The organism is Streptomyces racemochromogenes, from assembly GCF_044129415.1.
Taxonomy (GTDB): domain Bacteria; phylum Actinomycetota; class Actinomycetes; order Streptomycetales; family Streptomycetaceae; genus Streptomyces; species Streptomyces racemochromogenes_A.
The window spans coordinates 42591-59376 of sequence record NZ_JBBDHD010000042.1 but is presented as its reverse complement, the minus strand read 5'-3'; the positions used below and the strand labels follow the sequence as shown (position 1 = coordinate 59376).

13 protein-coding genes are annotated in these 16786 nt (G+C 73.0%); 7 read left to right on the top strand and 6 right to left on the bottom strand.

All coding sequences use genetic code 11. The annotated features are described in order from the left end of the window. Nucleotides 1-154: 154 nt before the first annotated feature. Entirely contained in the window at nucleotides 155-1180 is a 1026-nt protein-coding gene (locus tag WDV06_RS18060; protein ID WP_395510776.1) for a WxL protein peptidoglycan domain-containing protein, read from the top strand. A 119-nt stretch (nucleotides 1181-1299) separates the two neighbouring features. Here WDV06_RS18060 and WDV06_RS18055 read toward each other — a convergent pair whose 3' ends face one another. From WDV06_RS18055 to iolC, 4 genes are read right to left on the bottom strand one after another with little or no spacing between them, the layout of a single operon-like run. Then, a complete protein-coding gene (locus WDV06_RS18055) occupies nucleotides 1300-2799 on the bottom strand; it encodes a CoA-acylating methylmalonate-semialdehyde dehydrogenase (protein WP_395510775.1) in 1500 nt (499 codons plus the stop codon). A gap of 10 nt (nucleotides 2800-2809) precedes the next feature. Beyond that, nucleotides 2810-4696 (bottom strand): 3D-(3,5/4)-trihydroxycyclohexane-1,2-dione acylhydrolase (decyclizing), encoded by a 1887-nt coding sequence (iolD, locus tag WDV06_RS18050; protein ID WP_395510774.1) that lies wholly within the window; start codon nucleotides 4694-4696, stop codon nucleotides 2810-2812. Next, the gene (iolB, locus tag WDV06_RS18045; protein ID WP_395510782.1) at nucleotides 4693-5634 is read right to left on the bottom strand and encodes a 5-deoxy-glucuronate isomerase; all 942 of its coding nucleotides are present in this window, start codon (nucleotides 5632-5634) and stop codon (nucleotides 4693-4695) included. The genes iolD and iolB overlap by 4 nt, the downstream gene beginning before the upstream one ends. A gap of 14 nt (nucleotides 5635-5648) precedes the next feature. Next, complete coding sequence (iolC, locus tag WDV06_RS18040) at nucleotides 5649-6569, bottom strand: 5-dehydro-2-deoxygluconokinase (protein ID WP_395510781.1); 921 nt, start codon at nucleotides 6567-6569, stop codon at nucleotides 5649-5651. A gap of 129 nt (nucleotides 6570-6698) precedes the next feature. Here iolC and WDV06_RS18035 point away from each other — a divergent pair, with 129 nt between their 5' ends. From WDV06_RS18035 to WDV06_RS18015, 5 genes are all read left to right on the top strand, one after another. After that, nucleotides 6699-7613, top strand: coding sequence for a sugar phosphate isomerase/epimerase family protein (locus WDV06_RS18035; protein ID WP_395510773.1), 915 nt, complete (start codon nucleotides 6699-6701; stop codon nucleotides 7611-7613). 60 nt (nucleotides 7614-7673) lie between these two features. Then, the gene (locus WDV06_RS18030; protein WP_395510772.1) at nucleotides 7674-8684 is read left to right on the top strand and encodes a Gfo/Idh/MocA family protein; all 1011 of its coding nucleotides are present in this window, start codon (nucleotides 7674-7676) and stop codon (nucleotides 8682-8684) included. Nucleotides 8685-8927: 243 nt separating this feature from the next. Continuing rightward, nucleotides 8928-9128, top strand: a complete 201-nt coding sequence (locus tag WDV06_RS18025) for a helix-turn-helix transcriptional regulator (RefSeq protein WP_358896182.1) — start codon at nucleotides 8928-8930, stop codon at nucleotides 9126-9128. Nucleotides 9129-9260: 132 nt separating this feature from the next. Continuing rightward, on the top strand, nucleotides 9261-9482 hold the full coding sequence (locus WDV06_RS18020) for a heavy-metal-associated domain-containing protein (RefSeq protein WP_395510771.1): 222 nt from the start codon (nucleotides 9261-9263) through the stop codon (nucleotides 9480-9482). A gap of 88 nt (nucleotides 9483-9570) precedes the next feature. Next, entirely contained in the window at nucleotides 9571-11838 is a 2268-nt protein-coding gene (locus WDV06_RS18015; protein WP_395510770.1) for a heavy metal translocating P-type ATPase, read from the top strand. Between the two features lie 358 nt (nucleotides 11839-12196). On the opposite strand, the gene WDV06_RS18010 is transcribed toward WDV06_RS18015, so the two are convergent. Beyond that, nucleotides 12197-13486, bottom strand: a complete 1290-nt coding sequence (locus WDV06_RS18010; RefSeq protein WP_042820327.1) for a citrate synthase — start codon at nucleotides 13484-13486, stop codon at nucleotides 12197-12199. A 182-nt stretch (nucleotides 13487-13668) separates the two neighbouring features. Further along, the gene (recD2, locus tag WDV06_RS18005; RefSeq protein WP_395510769.1) at nucleotides 13669-15915 is read right to left on the bottom strand and encodes an SF1B family DNA helicase RecD2; all 2247 of its coding nucleotides are present in this window, start codon (nucleotides 15913-15915) and stop codon (nucleotides 13669-13671) included. 275 nt (nucleotides 15916-16190) lie between these two features. On the opposite strand from recD2, the gene WDV06_RS18000 reads away from it, so the two are divergent. Next, nucleotides 16191-16706 (top strand): DUF937 domain-containing protein, encoded by a 516-nt coding sequence (locus WDV06_RS18000; protein ID WP_395510768.1) that lies wholly within the window; start codon nucleotides 16191-16193, stop codon nucleotides 16704-16706. The last annotated feature ends 80 nt before the right edge of the window (nucleotides 16707-16786 follow it).

Genomic DNA, 16786 nt, shown 5'->3' with positions numbered 1-16786 from the left:
GGCCCCGGCTCGCCCGGCTTCGTCAAGGACATCAAGGCCAACGCCCCCCGGGTCTACGCGCAGACCCGGGTCGCGGGGGGCGGCCCCCCCCCCCCCCCCCCCACCCCTCGCGTTCTCCCGCCCCTGACGCCGCGACCCCTGGAGAAGACCGCCCATGCGCCCGCGCACGACCGTCCTGCGCACCCTGCTCCTCGGCCTGTGCGGGCTGCTGCTGCTCCCCCCGGGCCCGGCCGTGGCCGCGGACAACGGCACCTGGGGGGTGTTCCCGACGCCGCCGGCCGGTGCGGCGACGACCGACCGGGCGTACTTCTTCCACCAGGGCGCCGCCGGGTCCGCCATCGGGGACAGCGTGACGATCCTGAACTCCTCCGACAAGGAGCTCACCTTCCGGGTCTTCGCCGCCGACGCCGTGAACACCCCGTCGGGCGGGGCCTTCGCCCTCCTCCCCGTCGAGAGCAGGCCGCGGGACGTCGGGGCCTGGATCGCGCTGCCGCCCGACGCCGCGGGCACCGTCACCGTCCCGCCCAAGGGGCGCAAGGACATCCCGTTCACGGTGAAGGTCCCCCAGGACGCGGCCCCGGGCGACCACGTGGGCGGGATCGTCGCGCTGAACACGCAGGTCGAGGGTGTCCAGCGTGACGGCAGGGTGCAGGTCGGGGTGCAGCGCCAGGTGGGCGCGCGGCTGTACCTGAGGGTGCCGGGCCCGCTGACCCCGGCCCTCGACGTGGAGGACGTACGGGTCAGCCGCGGCGCCCCGCTGCTGCCCTGGACGAAGCAGGCCCGCGCCACCGTCACCTACACCCTCGTCAACCGCGGCAACGTGGTGGTCGAGCCGAAGGTGGCGGTGTCCGCGCGGGGCCTGTTCGGGCGCCGGGTGCTGGACCGGCCCGCCCGGGGACCCCAGCCGGCGCTGCTGCCCGGCCAGCGGATCACCCTGACCGAACCCTGGCCGGACTCCCCCCAGCTGGACCGGGTGAGCGTCAGGGTCACGGCGCGCGCCGCCGCCTACCCGGACCTGGACGCCGCGGGCGGCACGGCCTTCCTGGCCGTCCCCTGGCCCGCCGCGGGCACCTTGCTCCTGCTGGCGGGCGCCGCCCTCGTCCTCCTCGTGCTGCGCCGGCGCCGCCGGGCGCCCGGGCCGCAGCGGCGGCCCGCCCCGGACCTCGCGGGCACGCACTGACCGCCGGCGGCAGGCAGGCGCGGCCCGTTGACGACGGGGCCCGCGCGCCCCGTCGACAGCGCGAACCCCCGGCCGGTGAGGGTGGGCCGGGGGTTCGCGCGGATCCGGGGTGGAGGGCGTCAGTGGTTGCGGGGGAAGCCGAGGTCGACGCCGGCGTGGCCCTCGGACGGGTCGGGCCAGCGGGTGGTGACGACCTTGCCGCGCGTGTAGAAGTGGATGCCGTCGTTGCCGTAGATGTGGTGGTCGCCGAAGAGCGAGTCCTTCCAGCCGCCGAAGGAGTGGTAGCCCACCGGCACCGGGATCGGCACGTTGACGCCGACCATGCCCGCCTCGATCTCCAGCTGGAAGCGGCGGGCCGCGCCGCCGTCGCGGGTGAAGATCGCGGTGCCGTTGCCGAACGGCGAGGCGTTGATGAGGGCCACGCCCTCCTCGTAGGTCTCGGCGCGCAGCACGCACAGCACCGGGCCGAAGATCTCGTCGCGGTAGGCGTCGGAGTCGGTCTTGACGTGGTCGAGGAGGGACAGGCCGATCCAGTGGCCGTTCTCGTGGCCGTCGACGGTGTAGCCGGTGCCGTCGAGGACGACCTCCGCGCCCTGGTCGGCGGCGCCCTTGACGTACGAGGCGACCTTGTCGCGGTGGGCGGCGGTGATCAGCGGGCCCATCTCGGACGCCGGGTCGTTGCCGGGGCCGATCTTGATCTTCTCGGCGCGCTCGCGGATCTTCTCGACGAGCTCGTCGCCGATGGCGCCGACGGCGACGACCGCCGAGATGGCCATGCAGCGCTCGCCGGCGGAGCCGTAGGCGGCGGAGACGGCCGCGTCGGCGGCGGCGTCCAGGTCGGCGTCGGGCAGGACCAGCATGTGGTTCTTGGCGCCGCCCAGGGCCTGCACGCGCTTGCCGTTGGCGGAGGCGGTGGTGTGGATGTGGCGGGCGATCGGCGTGGAGCCGACGAAGGAGACGGCGGCGACGTCGGGGTGGGCGAGGAGGGCGTCGACGGCGACCTTGTCACCGTGGACGACGTTCAGCACGCCCGCCGGGAGCCCGGCCTCGGTGGCCAGCTCGGCCAGCTTGTTGGCGGCCGACGGGTCCTTCTCGCTGGGCTTGAGGACGAAGGTGTTGCCGCAGGCGACCGCCAGCGGGAACATCCACATCGGCACCATCGCCGGGAAGTTGAACGGGGTGATGCCCGCGACCACGCCCAGCGGCTGGCGGATGGCGGCCACGTCCACGCGGTTGGAGACGGACGTCGACAGCTCGCCCTTGAGCTGCGTGGTGATCCCGCAGGCCAGCTCGACGATCTCCAGGCCGCGGGCGACCTCGCCCAGCGCGTCGGAGTGCACCTTGCCGTGCTCGGCGGTGATCAGCTCGGCGATCGCGTCGCGGTTGGCGTCCAGCAGGGCGCGGTAGGCGAACAGCACCTTGGTGCGGGCGGCCAGCGAGGACTGGCCCCAGGACAGGAAGGCCTCCTTGGCGACCTGCACCGCGGCGTCGACCTCCTCGGCGGAGGCGAGGGCGACCTGCGTGGTGACCTCGCCGGTGGCCGGGTCGGTGACCGGGCCGTAGTTGCCCGACGCGCCCTCGACGGTCTTGCCACCGATCCAGTGGTTGACGGTCTTCATGCTTGCTCCTTCACAGATGGCGACGTCGCTGCGCGGCTTGCCGGTCGTACTCTTCGCGGGCCCGGGCCGCCGACGCACGGGTCGCGGTCTCGGCCACGGGAACATCCCACCACGCCTGTGCCGGGGGCGGGCCCGACACAGTGTCGGGTGTTCGGGTCTGCGCGTAGACACATGTGGGACGGTCGGAGCCGCGCGCCTCGGCCAGGGCTTTTCGCAGGTCACCGATGGTGTGGGTGCGGATGACGGCCATTCCGAGGGAGGCGGCGTTGGCCGCGAGGTCCACCGGAAGGGGGTCGCCCGTGTAGGCGCCGCCGGGCCCGCGGAAGCGGTACGCCGTGCCGAAGCCCTCGCCGCCGACCGCGTCCGAGAGGCCGCCGATGGAGGCGTAGCCGTGGTTGTCGAGGATGACCACCTTGAGCGGGACGCACTCCTGGACGGCGGTGACCAGCTCGGTCGGGTTCATCAGGTACGAGCCGTCCCCGACCAGCGCCCACACCGGCCGGTCGGGCGCGGCGAGGGCCACGCCGAGGGCGCCGGGGATCTCGTAGCCCATGCAGGAGTACCCGTACTCCACGTGGTACTGGTACGCCGACCGGGCCCGCCAGAGCCGGTGGAGGTCGCCGGGGAGGGAGCCGGCCGCGTTGACGATCACGTCGGTGTCGTCGACGACGGCGTCCAGGGCGCCGAGCACCTGCGCCTGGGTGGGGACGGCGTCCTCGTCGGGGGCGTCGAAGGCCCGGTCGACCAGGGCCTCCCAGGAGGCCTTGGCCTTGCGGTACGCCTGCTCGTACGCGGGGTCCACCCGGTGGCCCGCCAGCTCCGCGCGCAGGGCGTCCAGGCCCTCGCGGGCGTCCGCGACCAGGGGGAGCGCGGCCTGTTTGTGGGCGTCGTACGGGTCCGGGTTGAGGCCGAGGAAGCGGACGCCCGGGCCCTGGAAGAGGGTCGAGGAGGCGGTGGTGAAGTCGGTGAGCCGGGTCCCGGCCGCGATGACCAGGTCGGCCGCGCGGGCCAGGTCGTCGGCGGTGGCGGTGCCGGTGTGCCCGACGGCGCCGACCTCGGCGGGGTGGTCGTGGCGCAGGGCGCCCTTGCCGGCCTGGGTGGCGGCGACGGGGATGCCGGTGGCCTCGGCGAAGGCCCGCAGCGCCTCCTCGGCCCCGCTGTGCCGGATGCCGCCGCCGGCGATCAGCAGGGGCCGGCGGGCCGCCCGTACCGCCTCGGCGGCGGCCCGCAGCCCGTCGGTGTCGGGGCGGGGGCGGCGTACGTGCCACACCCGCTCCGCGAAGAACTCCTCGGGCCAGTCGAACGCCTCCGCCTGCACGTCCTGCGGCAGCGCGAGGGTGACGGCGCCGGTCTGCACCGGGTCGGTGAGCACCCTCATCGCCTGGAGGGCGGCGGGGACCAGGGCCTCGGGGCGGGTGATCCGGTCGAAGTAGCGGGAGACGGGCCGCAGGGTGTCGTTGACGGACACGTCGCCCGCGTACGGGACCTCCAGCTGCTGCAGCACCGGGTCGGCGGGCCGGGTCGCGAAGGTGTCCCCGGGCAGCAGGAGCACCGGGATCCGGTTGACGGTGGCGAGGGCGGCCCCGGTGACGAGGTTGGTCGCGCCGGGCCCGATGGAGGTGGTCACGGCGTGCGCGGAGAGCCGTCCGCGCTGGCGGGCGTAGCCGACGGCGGCGTGCACCATGGCCTGTTCGTTGCGGCCCTGGAGGAAGGGCATGGCGGCGGGCCCGCTCTCCAGCAGGGCCTGCCCGACGCCGGCGACGTTGCCGTGCCCGAAGATCCCCCAGGTGGCGGCGATCAGCCGCTGCCGGCGGCCGTCGCGCTCGGTGTACTGGCGGCCCAGGAAGCGTACGAGCGCCTGGGCGGTGGTCAGCCGGACGCTGCGCGGCGCGGTCACGGTGTCTCCTCGGGGCGGGGTGCGGGCCGGTTCAGCGGCAGCCTGGGATCGACTTCCTGCCCCGCCCACGTCCCGCGAATCCAGGCGTGGTCGGGATGGTCGCGGATCAGCCACTCGCGCGTCGCGTCCGGGCCGGCCATCACGTTCAGGTAGTACATGTCGTGGCCGGGAGCCGCGATGGACGGGCCGTGCCAGCCGTCGGGGATCAGGACGGCGTCACCCGAGCGGACCTCGGCGAGCACGTCGGTCTTCCCCGCGGGCGAGGGCGTGACGCGCTGGTAGCCGACGCCGGGTGTGCCGTCGTGCGGGGCGATCTCGTAGAAGTAGATCTCCTCCAGGCGGGATTCCTCTCCCGGGTGGTGCTCGTCGTGCTTGTGGGGCGGGTACGAGGACCAGTTCCCGCCGGGGGTGAGCACCTCTACGGCGATGAGCCGGTCGCAGTCGAAGGCGTCGGCGGCGGCGAAGTTGTGCACCTGGCGCGAGCACCGGCCTGCGCCGCGGAGCTCTACGGGCACGTCCGCGGCGGGCCCGTACCGGGGCGGCAGCCTCCGCTCGCAGCGGGCCCCCACGAGGGCGAACCGGCCGCCGCCGGCGGAGGCGATCTCGGCGGGGGCGTCCCGCGGCACGTACGCGAAGTCGGTGGGCCCCGCGAACACCCCGCTCCGGCCGCGCAGCCGGAAGATCCCTGCGGGGCCCTCCCCCCCGCCGTCCCTTCCCGGAACCGGCACTCCGCCCCGGACCCCGTCGGGGGCTCCGTCCCCGGACCCCGTTGCGGGCTCCGCACGCCCGGTGCGCTCGGACGCCGTGGGTGAGGGCTCCGCGCAGCGGACCTCGCAGCTTCCGCTCAGCGGGAGGACGATCCACTCCGCCTCACCGCACTCGTGCGCGTACACCTCCCCCGGCGCGAGGTCGAGGACGCGCAGCCTCGTCCACTCCATCGTGTGTGACACGCTCACCGGCACGACTCCAGAACCTCCTCCACCTCGTGCGCGAACGGCATCGCCGTGGAACAGGCGAGCCGCGAGGCGACGATCGCCCCGGCCGCGTTCGCGTACCGCAGGACCCGCTCCAGTTCCCAGCCCGCCAGCAGCCCGTGGCACATGGCCCCGCCGAACGCGTCGCCCGCGCCGAGCCCGTTGACCACCGTCACCGGCACCGGCGGCACCTCCACCGCCGTCCCGTCCCGGTGGACCGCCAGCACCCCTTCCGGGCCCCGTTTGACCACCGCCAGCTCCACCCCGGCCGCGAGCAGCGCCCCCGCCGCCGCGTACGGCTCGCTCTCGCCGGTGGCGACCTCGCACTCCTCCGCGTTCCCGACGGCCACCGTCGCCAGTGCGAGCGCCCGCTCGTACCAGGGCCGCGGCGATCCTTCGTCCCACAGCATCGGTCTCCAGTCGAGGTCGAAGACGGTCGTCCCGGACTTCGAGCGGGCCTCCAGCGCGGCCAGGGTCGCGGCGCGGCTCGGCTCGGCGCTCAGTCCCGTACCGGTCATCCAGAACACCCGCGCGTCCCGCACCGCCTCCCGGTCGATCTCGTCCGGCTCGATCTCCAGGTCGGGCGCCTTGGGGAGCCGGTAGAAGTACAGCGGGAAGCGGTCCGGCGGGAAGACCTCGCAGAAGGTGATCGGCGTCGGGTGGCGCGCCACCTCCCCCACCCACCGGTCGTCGACCCCGAACCCCCGCAGCTCGGCGCGCAGGTACGCCCCGAAGGGGTCGGCGCCGGTCCGGCTGATCATGGCCGTGCGCCGCCCTAGGCGGGCGGCGGCGACGGCGACGTTGGCCGGCGAGCCGCCGAGGAACTTCCCGAAGGTGTCGGCCTCCGCCAGCGGTACCCCCGTCTTCAGGGGGTAGAGATCCACCCCGATCCGCCCCATCGTGATGAGGTCGTACGCGGCCCCGTCCGCGGCTGCGCCCCCTGCGTCCCCCGTGCTCACGCCGGGTACTCCTCCCACTCGCACTCGTCCTCCCTTTCCCCTCGGACCTCGCACCCTAAGGTGGCCGTCATGACCTCCTCCCCGCCCGCGTTGACCCGTATCCGTGTCGGTTCGGCTCCGGACTCCTGGGGTGTCTGGTTCCCGGAGGATCCGCTCCAGGTCCCCTGGGACCGGTTCCTCGACGAGGTGGCCGAGGCCGGGTACGAGTGGATCGAGCTCGGCCCCTACGGCTACCTGCCCACCGATCCGGCCCGGCTCGCCGACGAGACCGCCAGGCGGGGCCTGCGGGTGTCCGCCGGCACCGTCTTCACCGGACTCCATCACGGACCCGCCGTCTGGGAGCAGACGTGGGAGCACGTGTCGCGGATCGCCGCGCTCACCCGGGACACGGGCGCGGAGCACCTGGTGGTGATCCCGTCGTTCTGGCGCGACGACAAGACGGGCGGGATGCTGGAGGATCCGGTCCTCACCCCCGCCCAATGGCGTGAACTGACCACCCAGACCGAACGCCTGGGCCGTGAGGTGCGCGAGCGGTACGGGCTGCGGATCGTGGTCCACCCGCACGCGGACACCCATGTGGACACCCCGGAGAACGTGGCCCGGTTCCTGGACGCCACCGACCCGGAGTCGGTGTCCCTGTGCCTGGACACCGGGCACTACGCGTACTGCGGCGGGGACAGCGTCGAGGCGATCGAGGCCTTCGGCGAGCGGATCGGCTACCTGCACCTCAAGCAGGTGGACCCGCGGGTCCTCGCCGAAGTGGTGGCCGACGGCCTCCCGTTCGGGCCGGCCGTCGAGCGTGGGGTGATGTGCGAGCCGCCGTCGGGGGTGCCGGCGCTGGAGCCGGTGCTGGCGGCGGCGCAGCGGCTGGGGGTGGAGCTGTTCGCGATCGTGGAGCAGGACATGTACCCGTGCCCGCCGGACCGTCCGCTGCCGATCGCCCGGCGCACCCGCGCCTACCTGCGTGCCTGCGGCGCCCGTTGACCCCGGCGGACCCCTCGCAGACCCCGGCAGACCCCGGCAGACCCTGGAGGCAGAGGAACGATGAACACGCTCGGCATCGCCGTCATCGGCACCGGGAAGATGGGCGCCGACCACGTCCGGCGCATCGGCGCGACGGTCGGCGGGGCGCGGGTGGTGGCCGTCGCCGATCCGGACGCGGAGCGGGTCAAGGCGGTGGCGGCGGGGGTGGAGGGCGCGGCGGCGTTCACGGATCCGGCCGCGGCGACGGCGGCTCCCGGGGTGGACGCCGTACTGATCGCCTCGCCCGGCCCCGCCCATGAAGAAGCGATCCTGCTCGCCCTGGAGCGGGAGTTGCCGGTGCTCTGCGAGAAGCCGCTGACCCCGGATCCGGAGGGGGCGCTGCGGGTGCTGGAGGCGGAGCGGCGACTGGGCCGGCGGCTGGTGCAGGTGGGGTTCATGCGGCGGTTCGACGCCGAGTACGAGCGGCTCAAGGAGCTGCTGGACGCGGGCGGGATCGGCCGGCCGCTCTTCCTCCACTGCCGGCACCGCAATGCCGCCTCGCCGTCCTTCTTCACCAGCGACATGCTGATCGGCGATTCGGTGGTGCACGAGGTGGACGCGGCCCGCTGGCTGCTGGGGCAGGAGGTCACGGCCGTGACCGTGCTGTCGCCGCGGCCGTCCTCGGCGGCCCCCGAGGGGTTGAGCGACCCGCGGCTGGTGCTGCTGGAGACCTCCGGCGGGGCGATCGTGGACGTGGAGATCTTCGTCAACTGCGGGTTCGGCTACCAGGTGCGGTGCGAGGCGGTCGGGGAGTCCGGCAGCGCCCGCATCGGCGACGGCCACGCGATGGTCGTCGAGGCGGGCGGCCGCTGGGGCGGGGAGATCGCCCAGGACTTCACGACCCGGTTCGCGGACGCCTACGACCGCCAGGTGCGGCGGTGGGTGGCGGCCGCCGCGCGGGGCCGGGTGGACGGCCCGGACGCCTGGGACGGGTACGCGGCCGCCGCCGTCGCGGAGGCGGGGCTCGCGGCCGCGCGCAGCGGCGTACGGACCGAGGTGCGGATGGTGGAGCGGCCGGGGCTCTACCGCTGAGCGCCCTCTCCGCCGCCGGATGCACCGGGCGACTCCTGTGCCGTGTCTGTCACAGGAGTCGCGCCCGTGTCACACATATCCGGATTACGCGGGTTTTCGGTCACAGGCGGCCCACAGCCGCTCCCCCGTCTCCACCGGACGTCGTTCTCCGGGCACAACGCGAGTGATCGTCAGTGTCCGCGCACCGGCTCCCCCGACGGCCTCCCGGCCGGCCCCGGAGCGTGGACGAGGAGGTGTCGTCCGATGAGCGACCGTCAGCTGTGGTCCTACAAGGAGATCGCCGCCCACATCCGGGTACAGCCGGACACCGTGCGCTCCTACCGCAAGCACGGGCTGCTTCCCGCCCCCGACCACGTGGAGGGCGGGAAGCCCTACTGGTACGCCGACACCATCCGCGCCTGGGTGGCCCGCCGCCCGGGCAACCGGGGCCGGCGTGAGGAGTGACCGGGTCCGGCGGGATCCGGCCGCCGGATCCACCCCGTCCGGCACACACTGGAAGGGTGCCGGATGACGACTTGATACCCCCTAGGGGTATAGTCTCTGGTAGAGAGAGACACCCCCTGATTGGAGAACGACATGACCGCCGTGACGGAAACCGTGTACAAGGTCACCGGAATGACCTGCGGGCACTGCGAGGGCGCCGTGACCGCCGAGCTGACCGCCCTGCCGGGCGTCACCTCCGTCAAGGCCGTCGCCGCCACCGGTGAGGTCACCGTGGTGTCCGCCGCTCCGCTCGCCGAGGCGGACGTGCGCGCCGCCGTGGACGAGGCCGGCTACGAGCTCGCCGGCCGGGTCTGAGCTCTCCTTCCTTCCGCAGCACCCTGCCGGGCCGTACCCGCCAGCCCCGACTGGACCGTGCGGCCCGGCCCTTCCCCCGGAGCGGGACATGAGCAGCAGCACAGTGCACGAGGGGCCCATAGCCGAGGTCGAGCTGACCATCGGCGGAATGACCTGCGCCTCCTGCGCGGCCCGCATCGAGAAGAAGCTGAACCGCATGGACGGGGTCAGCGCCACGGTGAACTACGCCACCGAGAAGGCGCGGGTCTCCTACGGCGACGGCGTGCGGGTGGCCGACCTGATCGAGACCGTGGTCCGCACCGGGTACACGGCCGAGGAGCCCCCGCCGCCCGAGCCCGCGCACGAGGAGTCCGGGCCCGGGCCGCAGGACGGCTCCGACCCGGTGCTCGCCGCGCTGCGGCAGCGACTGCTGGTGTCGGCCGCGCTGGCCCTGCCGGTCGTCCTGCTCTCGATGGTGCCCGCCCTCCAGTTCGACAACTGGCAGTGGCTCTGTCTGACGCTCGCCTCCCCGGTCGTGGTCTGGGGCGCCCTCCCCTTCCACCGGGCCGCCTGGACCAACGTCCGGCACGGCGCCGCGACCATGGACACCCTGGTCTCGGTGGGCACGCTCGCCGCCTACGCCTGGTCCGTGTGGGCCCTGTTCTTCGGGCACGCGGGCATGACCGGCATGCGGCACGGCTTCGAGCTGACCGTCCGGCGGGCCGACGGCTCCTCCTCCCTCTACCTGGAGGTCGCGGCGGGCGTCGTCACCTTCATCCTGCTCGGCCGCTACCTGGAGGCCCGCTCCAAGCGGAAGGCGGGCGCGGCCCTGAGGGCCCTGCTGGACCTCGGCGCCAAGGACGTGTCCGTCCTGCGGGACGGCAGGGAGGTGCGGATCCCGGTGGCCTCCCTCGCGGCGGGCGACCGGTTCGTCGTCCGCCCCGGCGAGAAGATCGCCACCGACGGCAGGGTCGTCGAGGGCGGCTCCGCCGTGGACGCGTCGATGCTGACCGGGGAGTCCGTGCCGGCCGAGGTGACCGTCGGGGACACCGTCGCCGGCGCCACCGTCAACACCTCCGGCCGGCTCGTCGTGGAGGCCACCCGGGTCGGGGCCGACACCCAGCTCGCGCGGATGGCCAGGGCGGTCGAGGAGGCGCAGAACGGCAAGGCCGAGGTGCAGCGGCTCGCCGACCGGATCTCCGCCGTCTTCGTGCCCGTCGTGCTGCTGCTCGCGCTCGGGACCTGGGTCGCCTGGCTGCTGGTCACCGACGACGCCACCGCCGCCTTCACCGCCGCCGTGGCCGTCCTGATCATCGCCTGCCCCTGCGCGCTGGGCCTGGCCACCCCGACCGCCCTGATGGTCGGCACCGGCCGGGGCGCCCAGCTGGGCATCCTGATCAAGGGGCCGGAGGTGCTGGAGTCGACGCGGGCCGTGGACACCGTGGTCCTGGACAAGACCGGGACCGTGACCACGGGCCGGATGGCCCTGTCGGGGGTCCACCCGGCCGACGGGGTGGACGAGAAGGAGCTGCTGCGGCTGGCCGGAGCCCTGGAGCACGCCTCCGAGCACCCGATCGCCCGGGCCGTCGCCGCCGGTGCCGCCGAGGCCGCCGAGGCGGCGGGCGGCCTGCCGGTCCCGGAGTCCTTCGAGAACCTCGCGGGGCTGGGCGTGCGGGGCGTGGTCGAGGGCCGCACCGTCCTGGTGGGGCGCGAACGGATGCTGGCCGAGCGGGGCGTCACCCTGCCCGGCTCCCTCGCCGGGGCGCGGGCGGCCGCCGAGGCCGCCGGCAGCACGGCCGTGCTGGTCGCCTGGGACGGCGAGGCCCGGGGGCTGCTGACCGTCGCCGACGCCGTGAAGCCGACCAGTGCCGAGGCCGTGGCCCGGCTGCGGGCGCTCGGCCTCACCCCGGTCCTGCTGACCGGCGACAACCGGGCGGTGGCCGAGACGGTGGCCCGCGAGGTGGGCATCGACGAGGTGATCGCCGAGGTGCTCCCGCAGGACAAGGTGGACGTGGTCAAGCGGCTCCAGGCCGAGGGCCGCACGGTCGCCATGGTGGGCGACGGGGTCAACGACGCGGCCGCCCTCGCCCGGGCCGACCTGGGCCTGGCGATGGGCACCGGCACCGACGCCGCCATCGAGGCCGGCGACCTGACCCTCGTACGGGGCGACCTGCGGGTGGCGGCCGACGCGATCCGGCTCTCGCGCCGGACCCTGGCCACCATCAAGGGGAACCTGTTCTGGGCCTTCGGCTACAACGTGGCGGCCCTGCCGCTGGCGGCGGCGGGCCTGCTCAATCCGATGATCGCGGGGGCCGCGATGGCCTTCTCCTCGGTCTTCGTGGTGACGAACAGCCTGCGGCTGCGCTCGTTCCGCTAGCGGACGCCCCTCCCCGGAGCCTCCACAACTCCTTCACTGGAGACGCAGATCACAGTGATGGCAACGTAACCATCCGGGGTCGTCCCAGGTCTAATGGGGCGATGCCAGAAACATCTTGGGGGATGTTTCACGGAGGTCTTGGGGGACGTCCGCGGCATCCGCCGGCCGGGACGCGTGCCCTCGGGAAAGCTTTGAGCGGCCCTCCCGACCCGAACGGGTCCCGGCACACACCGACGCCCCGGCGCGGGTCCCGTGGGGGGAATCCGCTGCCGGGGAAAGGGAAGCGCCCCGCCCGTCGACCCGTGGGGGGATCGACGGCGGGGCGCTTCTCGCGTGTCCGGGCCCTGGGGGCTCAGATTCAGCGGGCCTCGACCGGGACGAAGTCGCGCAGGACCTCGCCGGTGTAGATCTGGCGCGGGCGGCCGATGCGGGAGCCGGGCTCCTTGATCATCTCGTGCCACTGGGCGATCCAGCCGGGCAGGCGGCCGAGCGCGAACAGCACGGTGAACATCTCGGTCGGGAAGCCCATGGCCCGGTAGATCAGACCGGTGTAGAAGTCCACGTTCGGGTAGAGGTTGCGCGAGACGAAGTACTCGTCGGCGAGCGCGTGCTCCTCCAGCTTGAGCGCGATGTCCAGCAGCTCGTCGCTCTTGCCGAGCGCCGAGAGGACGTCGTGCGCCGCGGCCTTGATGATCTTCGCCCGGGGGTCGAAGCTCTTGTAGACGCGGTGCCCGAAGCCCATCAGGCGGACGCCGTCCTCCTTGTTCTTCACCTTGCGGATGAAGGCGTCAACGTCGCCGCCGTCCTTCTTGATGCCTTCGAGCATCTCCAGGACGGACTGGTTGGCGCCACCGTGCAGCGGGCCCCACAGGGCCGAGATGCCGGCGGAGATCGAGGCGAACATGTTCGCCTGCGAGGAGCCCACCAGGCGCACCGTGGAGGTCGAGCAGTTCTGCTCGTGGTCCGCGTGCAGGATCAGCAGCTTGTCGAGCGCGGAGACCACGACCGGGTCGAGCTCGTACTCCTGGGCCGGCACGGAGAAGGTCATGCGCAGGAAGTTCTCGACGTAACCGAGGTCGTTACGCGGGTAGACCACCGGGTGGCCGACCGACTTCTTGTACGCGTAGGCCGCGATCGTCGGGAGCTTGGCCAGCAGGCGGATCGTCGAGAGGTGGCGCTGCTTCTCGTCGAACGGGTTGTGGCTGTCCTGGTAGAAGGTGGACAGCGCGCTGACGACCGAGGACAGCATGGCCATCGGGTGGGCGTCGCGCGGGAAGCCGTCGTAGAACCGCTTGACGTCCTCGTGCAGCAGGGTGTGCTGGGTGATCTCGTTGCGGAACGACGCGAGCTGGTCGACCGTCGGCAGCTCACCGTTGATCAGAAGGTAGGCGACCTCGATGAAGGTCGAGCGCTCCGCCAGCTGCTCGATCGGGTAACCGCGGTAGCGCAGGATGCCCTGCTCACCGTCGAGGTAGGTAATCGCGGACTTGTAGGCGGCGGTGTTGCCGTAGCCGCTGTCCAGAGTGACGAGCCCGGTCTGGGCCCTCAGCTTCGAGATGTCGAAGCCCTGGTCACCGACGGTGCTCTCGATCACCGGGTAGGTGTATTCGCCGTCCGCGTACCGGAGTACTACAGAGTTGTCGCTCACGTCATCCCTCACCGACGTAGTGCCTCTTCTTCGAGGTGCCCTGACTGCCTCTACCTTCCCCCATTTGGCGCAGGAGAGTGCACTCGGGGTCGGCCTTTGGTCTCTTTGGCGGCACTGAGTGCCGTCAACCTGCTCATCCTGCCCTGCCCGCGGCACCTGTGGGAACCCGAATGATCGATCATTTAGGTGATGTTTCCCACCGGTATCCGTCCGGCGAGCCTGGCCGCGACCCCCGTGAACCTCCTGCCTGCGGAAACCGTACGGACCGCCTGCCCGAGGGCGCGGCGTGACCCGACGAGGACGACGAGTTTCTTCGCCCTGGTCACGGCCGTGTAGAGCAGGTTCCGCTGGAGCATCGTCCAAGCCCCGGTCGTGACCGGGATCACGACCGCCGGATATTCACTCCCCTGGGAGCGGTGGATGGTGACGGCGTAGGCGTGCGCCAGCTCGTCCAGCTCGGCGAACTCGTACCCCACCTCCTCGTCCTCCTCCGTACGGACCGTCAAGCGTTGCTCGTCCGGGTCCAGAGCGGTCACCACACCGACGGTGCCATTGAAGACACCATTGGCACCCTTCTCATAGTTGTTCCTGATTTGGGTGACTTTGTCACCCACGCGGAAGACCCGGCCGCCGAACCGCTTCTCGGGCAGGTTCGGCCTGGCCGGGGTGATGGCCTGCTGGAGCAGCGCGTTGAGGTGGCCCGCACCGGCCGGACCCCGGTGCATCGGCGCCAGCACCTGGACGTCGCGCCGCGGGTCGAGTCCGAATCTGGCGGGGATCCGGCGCGCCGCGACGTCCACCGCGAGGAGGCCGGCCGCCTCGGTGTCCTCCTCGGGGAAGAGGAAGAAGTCCGGCAGCCCGTCGGTGAGCGGTGGCACCCCCGTGTTGATGCGGTGGGCGTTGGTGACCACGCCCGACTGCTGGGCCTGCCGGAAGATCCGGGTCAGCCGCACGGCGGGCACCGGCCCGCCCTCGGCGAGCAGGTCCCGCAGCACCTCGCCCGCGCCGACCGACGGGAGCTGGTCGACGTCCCCGACGAGCAGCAGGTGCGCCCCCGGGGCCACCGCCTTGACCAGCTTGTTGGCCAGCAGCAGGTCCAGCATCGAGGCCTCGTCGACCACGACCAGATCGGCGTCCAGCGGGCGGTCCCGGTCGTACGCGGCGTCCCCGCCCGGTTTGAGCTCCAGCAGCCGGTGCACGGTCGAGGCCTCCGCCCCGGTGAGCTCGGAGAGCCGCTTCGCCGCCCGGCCGGTGGGGGCGGCGAGCACCACCTTGGCCTTCTTGGCCCGGGCCAGCTCCACGATCGAGCGCACGGTGAAGGACTTCCCGCAGCCCGGCCCGCCGGTGAGGACGGCGACCCGGCGGGTCAGCGCCAGCCGCACCGCGTCCCGCTGCTCGGGCGCGAGCGCGGCCCCGGTCCGCCCGGCGAGCCAGCCGAGGGCCTTCTCCCAGTCCACGTCCCGGAAGCCGGGCATCCGGTCCTCCTCGGCGTTCAGCAGCCGGCGGACCTGGCCCGCCAGCGACAGTTCGGCGCGGTGGAAGGGGACGAGGTAGACGGCGGTGAGCGGGTCCGGGCCGCCCTGGGGGTCGGGCACGGCCTCCCGTACGACGCCCTCCGGATCGGCGGCGAGCTCGGCCAGGCATTCGATGACCAGCCCGGTGTCCACCTGGAGCAGCTTCACCCCGTCGGAGATGAGCCGTTCCTGGGGGAGGAAGCAGTGGCCCTGGTCGGCGGACTGCGACAGGGCGTACTGCAGCCCGGCCTTGACCCGCTCGGGGCTGTCGTGCGGGATGCCGACGGCTTGGGCGATCCGGTCGGCGGTGAGGAAGCCGATGCCCCACACGTCGGCGGCGAGCCGGTACGGCTGGTTCTTCACCACCGAGATGGAGGCGTCCCCGTACTTCTTGTAGATGCGGACGGCGATGGAGGTGGAGACGCCGACGCCCTGGAGGAAGACCATGACCTCCTTGATGGCCTTCTGCTCCTCCCAGGCGGCGCCGATCAGCTTCGTCCGCTTGGGGCCCAGGCCCGGCACCTCGATCAGCCGCTCCGGCTCACCCTCGATCACGTCGAGGGTGTCGAGGCCGAAGTGCTCCACGATCCGGTCGGCGATCCTCGGGCCGATGCCCTTGATCAGGCCGGAGCCCAGGTAGCGCCGGATGCCCTGGATGGTGGCGGGCAGGACCGTCGAGTAGTTCTCGACGGTGAACTGGCGTCCGTACTGGGGGTGCGAGCCCCAGCGGCCCTCCATCCGCAGGGACTCGCCGGGCTGCGCGCCGAGCAGCGAGCCGACGACGGTCAGCAGGTCTCCGGATCCGCGGCCCGTGTCGACCCGGGCGACCGTGTAGCCGCTCTCCTCGTTGGCGTAGGTGATGCGCTCCAGCACCCCCTCGACCACCGCGTGTTGCACCGCCCCGTTGTTCGCCATGGCATGAAACTACCGTCCCCCGCCGACAGCGGGCCGGGCCTGTGGACAAACGAAAGGGGGTCCGGCCTCACGGCCGGACCCCCTCACGGTTACCCCTCCCTCGTCGGACTTCCCGATCCCCCCGGATCCCCCCCGGAAGTCCCGACGCAAGATACGACCCCCACGCGGCCCGGAGGGTTGCATGCGGAATCACAGCTTTACCTTTCCATTACCGACGGTGGTCCGGAGGTCGCTCTGAGATGCCGATAAATCCCCGCACACGTAGCGTTCCAGGCATGAGCGAATCTTCCTTCCAGGACGACGTGATCCACGAACTCGGCGACGACGGACTCCAGGAGATCGCCGGCGTGCTCGGCACCGACACCGACGGCGCCCGCGAGACCGTCGCGCAGACCGTCGGCGCGATGACCGGCGGCCTCCAGGAGAAGGCCGAAAGCGGGGACGACGAGGTCCGCCAGGCGTTCGCCGAGGTGGCCCAGCCGCCCCTCCAGGGCGTGGCCACCCTCGGCGGCGGCCTCGGCGGCCTGCTCGGCGGCGGGATGATGGCCGGGGTGCTGAGCAAGGTGAGCAAGCCGGTCGCCGACGCGGTGTCGAAGAAGACCGGCATCCCCGCCCCCACCGTCTCCCGGGTCATCGAGATGCTGGTCCCCGTCGTCCTGGCCGTGTTCGCCAGGCGCGCCTCCGGCAAGGGCGCGCCCACCGCGGGCGCCCCGGCCTCCGGCGCCGCCCCCGCGGAGGGCGGCGGCCTCGGCGACCTGCTGGGCCAGATCCTCGGCGGCGGCAGGAAATAGCGGCGGCGGGGCCCGCCCTCGGGCCTGTCGTCAAACTCCCGGCTGCCCCGCGGGCGACGACGGGAGTTTGACGACAGGCC